This is a genomic window from Enemella dayhoffiae (assembly GCF_002250625.1).
Classification (GTDB): Bacteria; Actinomycetota; Actinomycetes; order Propionibacteriales; family Propionibacteriaceae; genus Enemella; species Enemella dayhoffiae.
The window spans coordinates 23952-39204 of record NZ_NMVQ01000012.1 but is presented as its reverse complement, the minus strand read 5'-3'; the positions used below and the strand labels follow the sequence as shown (position 1 = coordinate 39204).

The following is a 15253-nucleotide window of genomic DNA, read 5'->3' as shown; positions in this document are numbered from 1 at the left end:
AGGCAGCCACCGTGGCCGGTCAGCGGGGCATCCGCCGCCACACCGGACGCGGCACGAACGGCGCGACCGAGAACATCGCCCGAAGCTGCCACGGGATCCACACGTCGCTGCCGCGGCCGTGCTCGATCGAGTGCACCACGGCGTCGGCCACCTGGTCGGGGGTGGAGGAGAAGACCGCCGGCTTCATCCCCGCCGACATCCGCCCGATCACGAACCCCGGACGGGCCAGCAGCAGGCGTACGCCCGTGCCGTGCAGCGCGTCGGCCAGCCCGGACGCGAAACCGTCCAGACCGGCCTTGGCCGAACCATAGACGTAGTTGGCCCGGCGTACCCGCACCCCGGCCACCGACGAGAAGGCGACCAGGGTGCCCGAGTTCCGCTGCCGCATCCGCTCGGCAAGCACGGTGAGCAGGGAGGCCTGGGCCACGAAATCGGTGTGCAGGATCGCCACCGCGGCGTGGTGGTCCCGCTCGGCCCGCTCCTGGTCACCGAGGACCCCGAAGGCGAGCACCGCGATGTCGATCGGCCCCACGCGCTCCTCGACCTCGGCCACCAGCCGATCGTGTGCGACCGTGTCGTCGGCGTCGAACTCGACGGTCTCCACCCGCGCGGCACCAGCCGCCACGCACCTCTCCCGCGGCCCGGACAGGTCACCGGGGCGGGCCAGCAGGACGACGGTACGCCCGGGAGCGAGCCGCTCGGCCACGGCCAGGCCGATCTCGCTGCGGCCGCCGAACACGGCAACGACCTGGGGGACTCGCTGGGGGCTCTCGGTGCTGGTCACCGTCCCATCCTGCCAGCACGGCCACGGCCGGAGTCGCGGCAGGACTAGGATCGACAAGCCCGCGTACGCCAGTCAGCCAGGGGAGTCCCGCATGAACGCCGACGTCATCGCCTCGATCGTCACCGGGGTGCTGGTGTTGATCGGCATCATCGGCATCATCGTGCCGGTGCTGCCCGGCACCATCACCGTGATCGCCGGTCTGCTCGTCTGGGCGATCGTGGTCGGCGGGCAGGTCGGCTGGACCGTGTTCGCCATCGGCGCCGCCTTCTGCCTGGTCGGGATGGTGTCGACCTATCTGCTCACCGGACGCGTGCTGAAACGGGAGAAGATCCCCAACCGGTCCATCGTGATCGGGTTGTTCTGCGGCGTCATCGGCATTTTCGTGATCCCGGTGGTCGGGTTGCTGGTCGGGTTCGTCGGCGGCCTGTTCGCCAGCGAATATCAGCGCATGGGGGACGCCGGGAAGGCGTGGCGGACCTCCTGGCAGGCGATCAAGGCGACCGGTGCGGGGGTGCTGGTCGAGTTCTTCTGTGCCGCCGCGGCGATCATCACCTGGGTGGTCGGTCTGTTCCTGCACTTCTGACCGCGATGGGTGTGCTGCTGGCCCTGGCCAACGTCATCGTCCCGGTCCTCGTCGTGGCCGGGGTGGGTTTCGCGCTGGGGCGGTTCTATGACCTCGACGCCGGCACCATCTCGAAGATCAGCCTGCACGGGCTGGTCCCGGCGATGGTGCTGCACTCCCTGCTCACCACCCAGGTGTCCGGTGCGGTCGGTGCCCGCCTGGTGCTGGCGTACCTCGCCGCCTGCATCGTCGGTGCCCTGGTCGCCGCGGTCCTGATCGGGCGGGTCCAGGCGGCGACCCGACGAGCGGTGATGGTCAGCGTGGCGATTTCCAACTCGGGAAACATGGGTCTGCCGATCGCGCTGTTCGCGCTCGGACAGGCCGGATTCGAGCAGAGCATCCTGCTCTTCCTCGCCTCGATGATCCTGGGCTTCGTGGTGGGGCCGCTGCTGCTCGGATCCTCCGGTGGCGCGCGCGCCGCGGTGATCGGGCTGCTCAAACTGCCGGTGATCTGGGCGGTGGTGGTGGGCCTGATCGTCCGCGCGATCGGCATCGCGTTGCCCACCGGGGTGATGCGGGGGGTGGAGATGCTCTCCTCGGCGACCCTGCCGCTGGTGCTGCTGGCCCTCGGCATCCAGCTCGGCGCGAGCAGACGCGTCCGGTTCACCCGCGCGGTCGTCGTCGGCTCGCTGATCCGGGTGGTCGCGATGCCGGGGCTGTCACTGCTGATCGGCTGGGCATTCGGACTCAGCGGCGTCCCGCTGCAGGCCCTGGTGCTGGCCGGCGCCATGCCCACCGCGGTGAACGCCTTCCTGCTGGCACTGGAATATAAGGGAGACGTCCGCACGGTCGCCGACACGGTCACCGTGACCACGATCCTCAGCTTTCCCGTGGCCGCCCTGGTCACCGCCGCGCTGCCCCTGCTCTGAGGTCGAGGGGCCCTCGATAGGCTGGCGCCATGTCGGACGAGATGACCTACCTGTTGCCCAACCACAACCTCGGCCTCGACCTGATGCGGGCCACCGAGGCGGCCGCGCTGGCCGCCGCCAAGTGGGCCGGTCGGGGCGACAAGGAGTCCGGCGACCAGGCCGCGGTGGACGCCATGCGCGCCGTGCTCAACGCGGTCCGGATGGATGGGACGATCATCATCGGCGAGGGTGAGAAGGACGAGGCGCCGATGCTCGCCAACGGCGAGAAGGTCGGGACCGGTGAAGGTCCGGCGGTCGACATCGCCGTCGATCCCGTCGACGGCACCCGGCTGCTCGCCCTGGGCATGCGCAACTCCATCGCGGTGATGGCGGCCGCAGACGCCGGCACCATGTACAACCCGACGATGTGCTTCTACATGGACAAGCTGGTCGTGGGACCCGACTGCGCCGAGGTGATCGACCTCGATGCCCCGATCGGTGACAACATCGCCAAGGTGGCCAGGCACAAGGGCAAGAAGCTGGAGGACGTGGTGGTCGCGGTGCTGAACCGCCCGCGCCACGAAGACCTGGTACGCCAGATCCGCGAGGCCGGCGCCCGGACCCGGATGTTCACCGACGGTGACGTCGCCGCCTCGGTGGCCGCCGCCGCCGACGAGGTGGTCGACATCGACATCCTGGCCGGTATCGGCGGCTCTCCCGAGGGCGTGGTCAGCGCCTGCGCGATGAAGGCGATGGGCGGTCGGATCCTGGCCCGGCTGCATCCGACCAGCGACGAGGAGCGTCAGCGGACGATCGATGCCGGTCTGGACGTGGACGCGATCCTCGACACCAACGACCTGGTCAGCTCCGACAACACCCTGTTCGTGGCGACCGGAATCACCGAGGGTGACCTGACCGCCGGCGTACGCCACAGCGCCCGCGGGGCCCGCACCCACTCGGTGGTGATGCGCTCCAGCTCCGGCACGGTGCGCTACATCGAGGCCTACCACCGCCTCGACAAGGTCGAGGCGTACGCCCGCGCGCACGGGAACATCACCGCCGACGGGCTCTGAGGCTCAGGTCAGCTGCCGGCCGAGGACTGCCGGGACGACGTCGAGTCGACCCCCACTGAGCGAGGCGTCGGCGGCGGCGCGGACCGCCGGTTTGGCGTTGAAGGCGATGCCGAGCGCGGCCAGCCCGAGCATGTCGAGGTCGTTGGCGCCGTCGCCGATCGCCACCGTCCGGTCCATCGACACCCCGGCGTCGGCGGCATAGCGGCGCAGGGCACGGGCCTTCTCGGCCCGGTCGACGACGGCACCCTGCACCCGGCCGGTCAGTCTGCCGTCGGCGACCTCCAACCGGTTGGCCCGGGCGTATGCGATGCCCAGCTCGGCGGCGAGCGGCTCCACCACCTCGCAGAACCCGCCGGAGACCACTCCCACGCGACCTCCGGACGCGTTCACCGCCGCGATCATCGCCGGCACGCCCGGCGTGGGGCGTACCACCGCCCGCACGTCCCCAAACACCGAGACCGGCAGCCCCGCCAGCACCCGCACCCGCTGGTGCAGGCTCTCGGCGAAGTCGATCTCCCCGCGCATCGCCCGATCGGTGACCGCGGCCACCTCCGCCTCCCGCCCGACGTGGGCGGCCAACAACTCGATCACCTCCGCGGTGATCAGCGTGGAATCGACGTCCAGCACCACCAGCAGCGGCTCGCCGAGATGCAGCCACGGCGCCCGGCACACCACATCCCAACCCCCGGCGGCTGCCAGGGCGCCGAGCGGTCCGCGCAACGGCACCCAGGGCACGCCTCGGATGGCGAGCTGTTGGACCTGCAGCGGGCCGGGGCCACCGTCGGCGGGGGTGGTGCCGAGGTCGGCGACGCCCGTGACGCTGCCACCGAGACCCGCCACGGCCGCGCGGATCGCTGCGAGCTCGGGCTGGCGGTCGACGGGGGAGATCAGGACGGCAACGGCGTCGGGCGATGGGTGGTCAGTCACGGGCGCAGGCTACTGAGGGCGATCGGCTCAGTACTTCCGGTTGATGTTCTCGTCCTCGGGGGGGTCCCCCTGCGGCGGGCGCAGCATCTCCCGGGCGACGTTGTGATAGCCGAAGTTGTCCAGCACCCGGGCCGCGGTCTCCGGCGGAATGCTGTACGCCTCCGCCAGCATGCGCACGTTCTCGGTATAGAACGAATGCAGCTTGGACACGCCCTTCAGGAACTCGATCTCTGCGGATGCCATGGGGTCGCCTCTCGGTGGGTGGGTCCCATTGTGGCAAGCCCTGGTCAGGTCCGGGAGCGGGGTCCATTTCGAACTAGGCTGGCCCCATGACCCAGCTGGAGACCACGTCCGAAGTCCGCGTACGCCCGGCGGTCGCGTCGGTGCGGATCGGCGCCGTACTGGCGGCGGTCGGGGTGGCTCTGGGGGCTTTTGCCTCGCACGCGCTGAAGGACCGGGTCACCCCCGACCTGCTGGCCATCTTCGAGACCGGCGTGCGCTACCAGATGTACGCCGCACTGGCGATTCTGGTGCTCGGGGCACTTGGCCAGCGCCGCGGTCCGTTGCTGGTGCTGGCGGGCACGGCGGTGTTCAGCGGCAGCCTCTATCTGCTTGCCCTGAGCGGCGTGCGGTGGCTGGGCGCCATCACCCCGATCGGTGGGGTGCTGCTGATCGTTGGACTGCTGCTGGCGGCGGTCGACGCAGGCCGCGGCCGGGAGCGCTGATGGCGGGCCGGCAACACGCCTCCTTCGCCCGGGTGCCGTTCCTGTTCGGAGCGGCCGAGGCCGCAGCCCTGCCGGGGCCGATCCTGGTCCGGCTGATGGCCGACCTCGGTGGCACTCCCGAGGCGGCCAAATCGGTGTTGCACCGGATGACCGACTTCGGCCTGCTGGAGCTCACCCGCCACGGCCGCGTCGGGGTCTATCGGCTGGCCGGGCAGATGCGGCACGGGTTCGAGTCGATCCGGGACCGGACCGTGACGCAGTCCGACTTGGACGGCCGCCTGCACGCGGTCGTCTACGACGTCCCTGAGTCCCGTCGCGCCTTCCGCGACGCGCTGCGCACGGCCCTGCATCGGCACGGTTATCGCCAGCTGCGCCCGGGGGTGATGCTCGGCGGCCAGGACCGGTCCGAGGCGCTCGGGTCCATGCTCGCCGACAGCGGCGCGGTCGCCGGCTGGTGGGATCTGGAGCGGGAGCAGATGGCGCGGGTGGTGGCCCAGTGCTGGCCGGTCGACGAGCTGGCCAGCCGCTATCGCGCCTGCATCCGCCGGCTCGAACAGGTTGCGGAATCCGACCCGGGAACCGGAGCCGACGCCCTGCGCACCCTGCACGACGCGACGGCTGAGGCATACGCGTTGATGGCCGAGGACGCCACCCTGCCGCGGGCTCTGCTGCCCGCCGATTGGCCACTGCGCCAGCTCGCGGATGCCAGCGAGCGGGTCTGGATCAACGTCGGCCACACGGCCGCAGAGCACGTCCAACGGGTGATCGAGGATTCCCGGTATGCGCACCTGGTCGAGGCGGACACGGCCTGGGCCTCAGCCGACCGAGAGGCCGGGGCCAAGTAGCAGCAGGTTCACCGCGACCAGCAGCGCCCACAAACCCAACCCGGCAACGGGAATCCGGGGCAGTTCCAGTGGCTGGTACGTCTCCTCGGCCACGGCCCGGGTGAACAGGTTGGCCATCGGTGCGAACACCAGGGTGGACGATCCGGCGGCGAGGATCGCGGCCTGGTCACCGCCGGGCACCTCCAACGGCGTGCTGAGCAGATAGGCGAACGCCAGCGCCATGTTGACCAGCATCCCGATCAGCCACGGCCACAGTGAGAACGCCATCCGGTCACGATGGACCGGGCCGGCATGCCTGGCGAGGTGGGTGGCGAATCGGCGGGCCAGCCAGAACATCCCGGCGAGGCCGATCACTCCCGCGACGATTCTTGCCCACACAGGGATTCCGAGGAGGCTCGCCGCAGCGCCTGTGTCGCCGACACCGAACGGGGTCAGGCACAGATAGCTGACCCCCTCCATCGTGGAGGTGAAGGCGAACCACAGCCAGGCCAGGTGCCAGAAGCCCGCCCGCCCGCGCAACGGCAGCCAGGACATCAGCACCAGGCCCGAGAGGAGGCTGAACACCGGCGCCGACAGCAGCATCACCGTTTCCGCCAATCGGGAGGGGTCGCCCTGATGATCCACCCCGAACGGATAGAGCGTGCTGCGGTGACCCAGCAGCACCCCGCTGACCAGGTGGACGAGCTCATGCACCAGCACCATCACGGTGCTGCCGAGCAGGGCCGCGACGACGCTGGACCAGAGCAGCCGAGCGGTTGGGGGAGGGGTGGCGTTCATGGGTTCACCCTTGCACACGAAAGTTTCAAGAACCACCACGCAACGTTCCAGTCGGGAAACGTGCCGGTCACGTGGGACCGCTGTGTCCCTTGTCGACATGGCGTGCGAGAATCCCCGCGAGGAGGCCTCCATGAATCGGCTAAGTGGCGAACAGGCGCACCAGGCGGGATCGAAGGTTCAGCAGAGCAGCGTCTACCAGGCGCTGGTCACGGTCGGACTGATCTGTTTCGGCCTCGTGCACATCCTGATGGGCTGGATCTGTGTCCAGCTGGCGATCGGCGGCGGTGGCGGCGACGCCTCCAGCAAGGGCGCGCTGGCCGATCTGGTGTCCAAGCCGTTCGGCAACGTGCTGGTGCTGGTGGTCGGGGTCGGCATGCTCGCCATGGTCGTCTGGCAGGTGCTGGAGGCGATCCTCGGCTACACCTGGCTGGACGGCAAGGATCGACTGATCAAGCGGGCCGGTTCGGCCGGCCGCGCGATCGCGTACGCCGGTCTGGGCGTCACGGCGCTGACGCTGGCGGCCGGTGGGCAGTCCAAGGACTCCAACGCCGGCGCCAAGAGCGCGACGGCGACGCTGATGGGTGCCCCCGGTGGCCAGCTGCTGGTCGGTCTGCTGGCGATCGTGGTGCTCGCGATTGGCATTTCCCAGGTGGTGAAGGGAATCCGGCGCAAGTTCGTCGAGGACGATCTCGACGGCAGCGTCCCGAAGTGGGCAACCCGGCTCGGCAGCGTCGGTTGGTGCGCCAAGGGGGTGGCGATGGCGCTGGTCGGGCTGCTGATCGGCTGGTCAGCGATCACCTTCGACCCGGGCCAGGCAGCCGGCATCGACGGGGCCCTCAAGAAGCTCGGCGACCAGCCGTTCGGCGTGTTCCTGCTGATTCTGATGGCGGCCGGGTTCGTCGCCTTCGGGGTGTATTGCTTCGTCTGGTCCCGCAACGCCCGACACAGCATGGACTGACCACTTCAGATCGGCAGGACCCCCGATTCAGCGACGGTGCAGCGTGGCCACCAGGTGCTCCTGCAGGTCCAGTCCCATCGCCGCCATCGAGAACCGATAGCTGAGTCGGTCCCCGGCCAGGGTGATCTGGCGGCGCGCCCGGGTGACGGGCTTGGCGGTGTCGGTGGCGTGCACCTCGCCGAGCAGGTCGAGTTCGAACCCGTCCGCGGTCCGGGTCATGGCCCCGGTCGATACCTCAACGTGCCCGGTCGGCATGGCGACCACCAGTTCCGGGGTGCCCTCATCGGTGACCCGCAGATAGCCCGCCTCGGCGTGCCGGGGGTTCCCGTCGGGTGCCTGGGTGGCCTGTCGGTAGGTCAGGAAGGGTTTGCCGACGTGGCCGAAGCTGACCTGTTCGGCATACTCGAACGACGGAATCGTCGGGTAGTGCCCGCTGCCGTGGCCGGCGAAGTCGCCGAGCAGGGCGCTGAGCGGGACCAGGTTCGGGTGCAACTCCATGGGCCCACCCTAGGCGCCGGGACCGGGCGGCGGATCTCCGGCGGCGCGCTCGGTCTCGTTGGTCCGGCCGGCCATGGCGTCCCCGCGTCGGGTCAACCGGTCCACCCAACCGGGAGCCGCGCGCCGCGCGTCGAGCCCGGCCCGGGGGGCTCCGGTTCCACCGGGCAGCAACCTGCCCGCCAACCCGAGGGCCCGCACGGTGGTGGCGGGGGCGATGCCCATCGCCCGCCGGGCCAGCCAGGTGAGGGGGGACAGGTCGGACACGGGCCGCCCGGCCAGCACGTCCCGGACGATCCGGCGTGCGGCGACCTCGCCGTCCAGGGCGAGGAGCGGAAGCGAGGCCCCGGGGGCGAACCACGAGTACTCCTTCTCAGGTTGCCCGCTGTACTGGGCGTGCAGGTGGGACCCGGTTCGCATCGGCGGCGGGCAGATGGCGGTGCAGGTGACGCCGGTCCCGGACAGCTCGGCGTGCAGACCGTATGCCAGGCCGGCAGCCCCGAATTTCGCTGTGCTGTAAGGAACAAGATGGGGTACGCCGGCCACGCCGCCGACCGAGGCGACGATGCCGATCCGGCCCCGGCCCTGCTCGACCATCCGCGGGGTCACGGCGAGCGCGAGATGGGCTGGGCCCTTGGTCATGATGTCCACGCAGTCGGCGACCATCTCGGCGGTCACGGCCTGCCAGGGGCCGACCTGGATGATTCCGGCAACGTGTATGGCCACCTCGGGTGCGGCCCCGGCCGGGTGGTGCCGGTCGACCCACGCCTGCACGGCCTCGGCGTCGCGGACGTCCACCACGTCGGTGGTCACCGGCGCTCCGTCCAGGCTGGCCGCGGCCCGCCGCAACTCATCGGCGTCTCGGGCGCACAGGTGCACGGTGAAGCCCTGCTCGACGAGCTCGCGCGCGATCAGCAGGCCGAGCCCGCGGGACGCTCCGGCCACCAGGGCGCTGGGTTTCGTGGTCATGCTGACTCCTTCGGGGCTTGGCGTCGGTCAGGGCGCGGCGGCTCGGGGGCCGCCGGCCTGTTTGTGCGTGGCGTCGCACCACGGCTTGTTGGCGGATCGACCGCAGCGGCACAGCGCGACGGTACGCCGGGGCAGCGGGATCGGCATACCGTCGCCGTCGAGGATCTCGAAGTCGCCGCGGACGAGCAGCGGGCCGTCCGGGCACACCGAGATCTGCGCGGCGGCGGCCTCGTCGCCGATCGGGGCGGTCACGGCGTCACCGCCGGGAGCAGGGCGGACCGCCCGGAATCCCAGGCGCCGAGCAGGTGCTCGGTCGCTCTGGCCTCGACCCAGAGGGCTGCCGCCGCCCCGAACAGCAGGTCCGGCACCAGCTCCGGCTCCGCCAGCGCCAGTGGCCCGGCCAGGGACCTGGCGCAGATCTGCTCGTGCACCGCGTCGGCCTGCACGTGCTCGGCGAAGTATGCTGCCACCTCGTCACCGAGGCCGAGTCGGCGGATCCCCCGCACATAACCGCGCATCGCCAACGACGAGGTGATCTCGAAGGCGCACAGGTGCCCCACCGCCGCCCCTCGGAGCCGGCGGTTGAGGCCGAACATGGTGACGGTGTTCACGCTGGCCAGCACCGGGGCCGGCACCCGATCCAGATAGTGGCCATAACCCGCCTCCAGCCCGGTGCCCCGCATCGCCCGAGCGAACATCGTCGAGTGCATCCGCGCGGGCAGGCCGCCGCCGTATTCGTCGGCCTGCACCTCCACCAGGGCCGCCTTGGGCCGGCCCTGGATTCGGGGGATGGCCCAGGTGTGCGCGTCGGCCTCCTTCAGCGTGTACAGCGAACGCACGATGAGGAACTCGCGCAGCTGATCCAGGTCGGCGCCCCGGGAGAGGTGCTTGGACAGGTTCGGTCCGTCGTCGCGCGCGCAGAGGTCGAACAGCGCCTGCGGCACCTCGGCGGGGGAGACCGCGGCGATCGGCCCGGTGGCCTGTCGCAGCGCGGACTCGAGGCGGCTCTCCAGCCGCGCGGCCAGCGCCAGCAGCGCCGGGTGCCACTCCCAGCGGTCGTCGACCCCGCGCAGACCGCGGTGGTGCAGCTCGTGCAGGCAGAACAGGGTGAGCTGCTGGTCGTCGTCGTGCACCGGGTCGGTGTCGGCCAGGGTCGGCCAGTCCGGCCACAGGTGCGGGTCGCAGGGGCCGACCAGAACCGCCACCAGCGCCCGGCTCAGCTCGCCCCGCGGCGGCGGCAACTCTGCCGGCGCCGCCAGGTGCTGCTCGGTGAGCGGTGCGGGCGCGGTCGCTCGGGCGGGCGCCACTGGTTCTGCCAATTGGGTCTGCACGTCACTCCTTGATCGGGTGGCTGCGGGCCACCCATGGTCCTTACCCGTTCGGCGGGTGGTTCAATCTCGGGTGACCGAGAGTTCAACCCTACGAGGGGGTGCCCAATGACCGATGTGGATCGACCGGTGCGGCTGGGACGCATCGACGAGTCCTTCCACCAGGTGGCCGCCGCGGTGGTGGAGGAGGTGCTGCTGCGACTCGGGCACCGGGTTGACGTCACCGAGGGACCGCACCCGCGGATGTACCCGATGCTGGCCGCCGGCGAGCTCGACCTGTTCGCCGACGCCTGGCTGCCCGGCGGGCACGCCGTCTATTGGGAACAGGTGAGCGATCACGTCGTCGAGGTGGCCCCGCTCTATGACCAGGCGCTCTTCTTCTGGGCCGTGCCCGCTCACGTGCCGGCCGAGCTGGTCTCCAGCCTGAGCGACCTGGCGCGTCCCGAGGTGATCGAGCGGATGACCACCCTGGAGGTGCAGGGCACCACCTCGGCGGCGGGGTTGACGATGCGCTCCGACGACCTGGTCCGCGACTACGGGCTGGCCGAGCTCGGTTGGCGGCACGTGCACGGCAACCTAAAGGCGATCATCGACACCGTGGAGCGGCGGATGGCGGCCGGGGACTGGTTCGCCACCCCGCTGTGGCAGCCGCAGTACCTGAACGACCGGTTCGACCTGCGCCCGCTGGCGGACCCACGGGACGCCTTCCCACCACCAGACCGCGCTTCGCTGCTCGCCCACAACGATTCCTGGCAGCGACTGCCCGGGCGCACACGGGACGTGCTGTCGCGGATCCGCTACACGGTCGCGGACGTGAACGCGATGGACGCGGCGATGAACCTCGAGGGTGCCGACCCGCTCACCGCGGTCAGGCAGTGGTGGGAGCGTACGCCGGAAACCGTGTCAGCGTGGGGATTGTGACCCCTGGGCTGGATCGGCCTCGCTCGCGGGTACGCCCGTCTCGCTGACCTCGGCGAGCAGTTCCTCCAACAGCTCCACCGCCTCCGCCAATCGCCGGCGCCGATCCTCGGGCCAGGTGGAGATGGTGGGTACGACCACGGCGGCCCGTTGTCCCCGGGCCCGGACCAGCTCCTGGTGTCCCGCCTCGGTGAGGCGTACCACCTGGGCCCGGGCGTCACGGCTATCCGGCAGCCGCTCGGTCCAGCCGGCCTGATCGGTGCGGTTCAGCTGACTGGTCACCGTCGGCTGGGAGCTGTGGTCGGCCGCGGCGAGCGCCCCGACCCGGCTGTCGGGCAGATCGTGGACCAGGGCGAGCAGGCGCAACTGGGCTGGCGGAACGGTGAACCTGCTGCGGTGATTGGCGAGCCGGTTCAGCCGCCCCACCAGGCGTAGCAGTCTCTCGCCGAGCTGGCTGGCACTCTCCACGCGCCCACTGTGCCACGGATGCAGATAGGGCAGCTATCGAAGACTGGGGTCCTTGGGGTGCCTGAGGCGAGGGAGCCGGCGTACCACTTCGAATCGCCACCAAGTAGCGTCGACGCCATGAGCAACGACAGGCGTACCTTCACCGAACGCATCGAGGTGTCCGGCGGCCAGCTCGCCGACAAGATCAAGGAGCTGGTCTCCGACGCGAGCGCTCGCAGCGTGGTGATCCGCGACCGCTCGGGCCGCGAGCTGTTGCGGATGCCGCTCGCCCTCGGCGTGGCCGGGGGAGCGTTCGCGCTGTTCACCGCGCCCGTGATTGCCACCGTCGCGGCGATCGGCGGGACCCTGGCCCGGGTACGCCTGGACGTCGAGCGGGTGACGCCGGCCGACGACGACCACTGAGCGGCGGTGCCATGCAGTTCCATCTGAACGGCCACCAGCTCGGCGACCCCGCAATCCAGCAACCCGGGCCGAACGCCCAGGCCCTGGGCAGCGAGCTGCCCGACGAGGTCGACGTGCTGATCGTCGGCTGCGGACCCGCCGGGCTTGTGCTCGCCGCCCAGCTCGCCCAGTTCCCCGACCTCAGCACCCGGATCGTCGAGCGCAGGCCCGGACCGCTCCAGCTGGGCCAGGCCGACGGCGTCGCCTGCCGCACCGTGGAGGTGTTCGAGGCGCTCGGCTTCGGCGAGAAGATCCGCAAGGAGGCCTACTGGGTCAACGAGACCGTGTTCTGGAATCCCGACCCCGAGCGCCCCGAGCACATCGTGCGCACCGGGCGGATCACCGACACCGAGGAGGGGTTGTCGGAGATGCCGCACGTGATCGTCAACCAGGCGCGGGTGCACGACTGGCTGCTCGAATCGATGCGCAACTCGGTCAACCGGCTGGAGCCCGACTATGGCTGGCAGCTGGCCGACCTGTCGGTGGGGGAGGGTGAGTATCCGGTCACGGTGACCCTGGAGCGGGTGCAGGACCGTCAGGTGGGGGAGAGCCGGCAGGTGCGGGCGCGCTATGTGGTCGGCTGCGACGGTGCGCGCAGCCGGGTCCGGCCGGCGATGGGGCGCGAGCTGCACGGTGACCCGATGAATCAGGCGTGGGGGGTGATGGACGTGCTCGCGGTGACCGACTTCCCCGACATCCGGCTGAAGGCGGCCATCCACTCGGCCACCGAGGGCAACGTGCTGATCATCCCGCGCGAGGGCGGTTACCTGGTGCGGCTCTATATCGAGTTGGACGAGCTGGCGCCGGATCAGCATCTGAGCACAGCGGATGTGAACCCCGAGAGCCTGATCGAGCGGGCCAACCGGATCCTGCACCCGTATCGCCTCGACGTGCGTCAGGTCGCCTGGTGGTCGGTGTACGAGATCGGGCAGCGGCTCACCGACCGGTTCGACGACGTGCCGGCCGACCAGGTGGGCCAGCGGAAGCCGCGGGTGTTCATCGCCGGCGACGCCTGCCACACCCACAGCGCCAAGGCGGGCCAGGGGATGAACGTGTCGCTGAACGACACCTTCAACCTGGGCTGGAAGCTCGCCTCGGTGCTGCGCGGGGTGGCGCGGCCCGAGTTGCTGAGCACCTATTCCGACGAGCGGCACGCGATCGCCCAGGAGCTGATCGACTTCGACCGCGAGTTCGCCAAGATGTTCAGCGCCCCGCCCAAGGGGTCGGCCGAGGACGACGGTGACGGGGTGACTCCCGAAGAGTTCCAGGCCTACTTCGTCAAGCAGGGCCGCTTCACCGCCGGCACCGCGACCCGGTACGCCCCGTCACTGATCGTCGCCGGGGACGAGCACCAGGGGTTGGCCGAGGGGTTCCCGATCGGGATGCGTTTCCAGTCCGCGCCGGCGATCCGGTTGGCCGACGCCAAACCGGTGCAGTTGGCGCACGACTCGCGGGCCGACGGGGCGTGGCGGTTGTACGCCTTCGCCGATCGTTCCGCGCCGGGCGACCCGGCCTCGGCGATCGCGCGGCTCTGCACCTGGCTGGATTCGGCGGAGTCTCCGGTACGCCGGTTCACCCCACAGGGCTGGGACGTGGACCAGGTGATCGACGTCCGGGCGGTGCTGCAGCAGTATCACCGTGACCTGGCACTGGGGGAGATGCCGCCGTTCCTGCTCCCCCGCAAGGGACGCCTCGGGCTGGTCGACTACGAAAAGCTCTATTGCGCGGATCTGCGGCCCGGTCAGGACGTGTTCGACCTGCGCGGTATCGACCGGGACCGTGGTGCGCTGGTGGTGGCCCGTCCGGATCAGTACGTCGCCGACGTGCTCCCGCTGGACGACACCGATCGCCTCGCCGCCTTCTTCGACCGCATCCTGCGCTGAGGGAATATCCGCCCCTCCGGTATCGTTGAACCTTCAACTACACGGAGAGGACGTGGCATGACCAACGACACCAGCACCCAGATGCAGTTCGGCATCTTCACCGTCGGGGACGTGACCACCGACCCGACGACCGGGCACACTCCGAGCGAGAACCAGCGGATCAAGAACACCGTCGAACTCGCCCGCAAGGCCGAGGAGAGATCGACCACGCCGGTCTGCCGCAGAAACTGGTGCTGGAGCAGCTGGACCTGCTCGGCGAGATCCTGCCCACCCTGCGGGCCGAGTTCGCCAAGGGCCGCAAGGACGGCGTACCGGATGCGCCGACGCACGCCGATCGCGTCCTCACCGCCCGCGCGGAGGGGTTGGCGGAGCTGGTGCGCACCGAGCCGGCCACCGACCGCTGGACCGGGACCCGCGCCCAAGAGGACAACAGGAGCCACGCATGAGTGAGCTGATCACCGTGGTGAGCGCTGGCCTGCGCTCACCCTCATCCACCAGGTTGCTGGCCGACCAACTGGCGGCCGCCGTCACCGGCCAGAGCGGTGACGTTGAGATCCGGCACGTCGAGGTGCGCGACCACGCGCACGCCATCGTGGACGCTCTGTTGACCGGATTTCCCAGTGGGGAACTGAAAGAGGCGCTCGACTCGGTGGTGGCGGCGGATGCGCTGATCGTGGTGACGCCGACCTTCCAGGCGACGTTCGCCGGGCTGTTCATGTCGTTCGTCGACCTGATCGAGGCGGATTCGTTGCGGGGTACGCCGGTGCTCCTGGCGGCGACCGGGGGCACCGAGCGGCACTCCCTGGTGATCGACCAGGCGCTGCGTCCGCTGTTCGCCTACCTCGGTGCGGTCAGCACGCCGACCGGCGTGTACGCCGCGACCGCCGACTTCGGTGGGCCGTACGCCGCCATCCTGGCGAGCCGGGTGGACCGGGCCGCTCGGGAGCTGGTCACCCTCGGCGGACTTGCGTCGACAGCGGGGGAGAGCGTCGGCTCGGTGCGGCGTACGCCGGTCGACGAGTTCGACGAGGTGACCCCGTTCGAGACGCTGCTGGCGGGCGTACGCCCTGACCGCTACATCGCGCCGAATCGCTGAACAGGAAGGCCCCGGTCCCGACGGACCGGGGCCTGCTGGGTGAGGGTGTCAGTCGTGGTGATGCCCCGTCGCATCCCCCTCGGCCAGGGAGATGAT

The 15253-nt window shown here is 70.5% G+C and carries 20 protein-coding genes; 11 read left to right on the top strand and 9 right to left on the bottom strand.

Going from position 1 to position 15253, the window contains the following annotated elements; genetic code table 11:
- Positions 1-19 precede the first annotated feature (19 nt).
- A complete protein-coding gene (locus tag CGZ93_RS08125; RefSeq protein ID WP_094363642.1) occupies positions 20-784 on the bottom strand; it encodes an SDR family NAD(P)-dependent oxidoreductase in 765 nt (254 codons plus the stop codon).
- Positions 785-875: 91 nt separating this feature from the next.
- On the opposite strand from CGZ93_RS08125, the gene CGZ93_RS08120 reads away from it, so the two are divergent.
- Genes CGZ93_RS08120 through glpX form a run of 3 tightly spaced genes read left to right on the top strand, consistent with a single transcriptional unit; the run spans position 876 to position 3327 of the window.
- Positions 876-1367, top strand: coding sequence for a DUF456 domain-containing protein (locus CGZ93_RS08120; protein WP_094363641.1), 492 nt, complete (start codon positions 876-878; stop codon positions 1365-1367).
- A gap of 5 nt (positions 1368-1372) precedes the next feature.
- Positions 1373-2275: an AEC family transporter gene (locus CGZ93_RS08115; protein ID WP_229117298.1), complete on the top strand. Its 903-nt coding sequence runs from the start codon at positions 1373-1375 to the stop codon at positions 2273-2275.
- Between the two features lie 29 nt (positions 2276-2304).
- On the top strand, positions 2305-3327 hold the full coding sequence (gene glpX, locus CGZ93_RS08110) for a class II fructose-bisphosphatase (RefSeq protein WP_094363640.1): 1023 nt from the start codon (positions 2305-2307) through the stop codon (positions 3325-3327).
- Positions 3328-3330: 3 nt separating this feature from the next.
- Here the strand turns inward: glpX and serB are convergent, their stop codons facing one another.
- Both serB and CGZ93_RS08100 read right to left on the bottom strand, forming a co-directional pair.
- Positions 3331-4254: a phosphoserine phosphatase SerB gene (serB, locus tag CGZ93_RS08105; protein ID WP_094363639.1), complete on the bottom strand. Its 924-nt coding sequence runs from the start codon at positions 4252-4254 to the stop codon at positions 3331-3333.
- Between the two features lie 27 nt (positions 4255-4281).
- Entirely contained in the window at positions 4282-4497 is a 216-nt protein-coding gene (locus CGZ93_RS08100; protein ID WP_094363638.1) for a hypothetical protein, read from the bottom strand.
- A gap of 86 nt (positions 4498-4583) precedes the next feature.
- Here CGZ93_RS08100 and CGZ93_RS08095 point away from each other — a divergent pair, with 86 nt between their 5' ends.
- Both CGZ93_RS08095 and CGZ93_RS08090 read left to right on the top strand, forming a co-directional pair.
- The gene (locus tag CGZ93_RS08095) at positions 4584-4979 is read left to right on the top strand and encodes a DUF423 domain-containing protein (RefSeq protein WP_094363637.1); all 396 of its coding nucleotides are present in this window, start codon (positions 4584-4586) and stop codon (positions 4977-4979) included.
- Positions 4979-5824 (top strand): PaaX family transcriptional regulator C-terminal domain-containing protein, encoded by an 846-nt coding sequence (locus tag CGZ93_RS08090; RefSeq protein WP_094363636.1) that lies wholly within the window; start codon positions 4979-4981, stop codon positions 5822-5824. The genes CGZ93_RS08095 and CGZ93_RS08090 overlap by 1 nt, the downstream gene beginning before the upstream one ends.
- On the opposite strand, the gene CGZ93_RS08085 is transcribed toward CGZ93_RS08090, so the two are convergent.
- Positions 5795-6601 (bottom strand): hypothetical protein, encoded by an 807-nt coding sequence (locus CGZ93_RS08085; RefSeq protein WP_094363635.1) that lies wholly within the window; start codon positions 6599-6601, stop codon positions 5795-5797. The genes CGZ93_RS08090 and CGZ93_RS08085 overlap by 30 nt on opposite strands.
- A gap of 130 nt (positions 6602-6731) precedes the next feature.
- Between CGZ93_RS08085 and CGZ93_RS08080 the strand changes: the two genes are divergently transcribed.
- The gene (locus tag CGZ93_RS08080; protein ID WP_176451683.1) at positions 6732-7559 is read left to right on the top strand and encodes a DUF1206 domain-containing protein; all 828 of its coding nucleotides are present in this window, start codon (positions 6732-6734) and stop codon (positions 7557-7559) included.
- A 27-nt stretch (positions 7560-7586) separates the two neighbouring features.
- On the opposite strand, the gene CGZ93_RS08075 is transcribed toward CGZ93_RS08080, so the two are convergent.
- From CGZ93_RS08075 to CGZ93_RS08060, 4 genes are read right to left on the bottom strand one after another with little or no spacing between them, the layout of a single operon-like run.
- On the bottom strand, positions 7587-8057 hold the full coding sequence (locus CGZ93_RS08075; RefSeq protein WP_094363633.1) for an FABP family protein: 471 nt from the start codon (positions 8055-8057) through the stop codon (positions 7587-7589).
- Positions 8058-8066: 9 nt separating this feature from the next.
- The gene (locus tag CGZ93_RS08070; RefSeq protein ID WP_094363632.1) at positions 8067-9023 is read right to left on the bottom strand and encodes an SDR family NAD(P)-dependent oxidoreductase; all 957 of its coding nucleotides are present in this window, start codon (positions 9021-9023) and stop codon (positions 8067-8069) included.
- Between the two features lie 27 nt (positions 9024-9050).
- Entirely contained in the window at positions 9051-9275 is a 225-nt protein-coding gene (locus CGZ93_RS08065; protein WP_229117297.1) for a CDGSH iron-sulfur domain-containing protein, read from the bottom strand.
- Complete coding sequence (locus CGZ93_RS08060) at positions 9272-10354, bottom strand: iron-containing redox enzyme family protein (protein WP_212753192.1); 1083 nt, start codon at positions 10352-10354, stop codon at positions 9272-9274. Before CGZ93_RS08060 ends, CGZ93_RS08065 begins: the two co-directional genes overlap by 4 nt.
- Positions 10355-10459: 105 nt before the next feature.
- On the opposite strand from CGZ93_RS08060, the gene CGZ93_RS08055 reads away from it, so the two are divergent.
- Positions 10460-11272 (top strand): glycine betaine ABC transporter substrate-binding protein, encoded by an 813-nt coding sequence (locus tag CGZ93_RS08055; protein ID WP_171195796.1) that lies wholly within the window; start codon positions 10460-10462, stop codon positions 11270-11272.
- On the opposite strand, the gene CGZ93_RS08050 is transcribed toward CGZ93_RS08055, so the two are convergent.
- Positions 11255-11737: a MarR family winged helix-turn-helix transcriptional regulator gene (locus CGZ93_RS08050; protein WP_176451681.1), complete on the bottom strand. Its 483-nt coding sequence runs from the start codon at positions 11735-11737 to the stop codon at positions 11255-11257. The two genes, CGZ93_RS08055 and CGZ93_RS08050, sit on opposite strands and share 18 nt — an antisense overlap.
- Before the next feature lie 117 nt (positions 11738-11854).
- Between CGZ93_RS08050 and CGZ93_RS08045 the strand changes: the two genes are divergently transcribed.
- The 4 genes from CGZ93_RS08045 to CGZ93_RS08030 all read left to right on the top strand — a co-directional run bounded on the left by CGZ93_RS08045 (position 11855) and on the right by CGZ93_RS08030 (position 15157).
- Entirely contained in the window at positions 11855-12139 is a 285-nt protein-coding gene (locus CGZ93_RS08045) for a DUF4342 domain-containing protein (protein WP_176451680.1), read from the top strand.
- An 11-nt stretch (positions 12140-12150) separates the two neighbouring features.
- Positions 12151-14061, top strand: coding sequence for an FAD-binding monooxygenase (locus tag CGZ93_RS08040; protein ID WP_094363628.1), 1911 nt, complete (start codon positions 12151-12153; stop codon positions 14059-14061).
- Positions 14062-14291: 230 nt separating this feature from the next.
- Positions 14292-14507, top strand: coding sequence for a hypothetical protein (locus CGZ93_RS08035; RefSeq protein WP_324252439.1), 216 nt, complete (start codon positions 14292-14294; stop codon positions 14505-14507).
- A complete protein-coding gene (locus tag CGZ93_RS08030) occupies positions 14504-15157 on the top strand; it encodes a CE1759 family FMN reductase (protein ID WP_094363627.1) in 654 nt (217 codons plus the stop codon). The genes CGZ93_RS08035 and CGZ93_RS08030 overlap by 4 nt, the downstream gene beginning before the upstream one ends.
- The last annotated feature ends 96 nt before the right edge of the window (positions 15158-15253 follow it).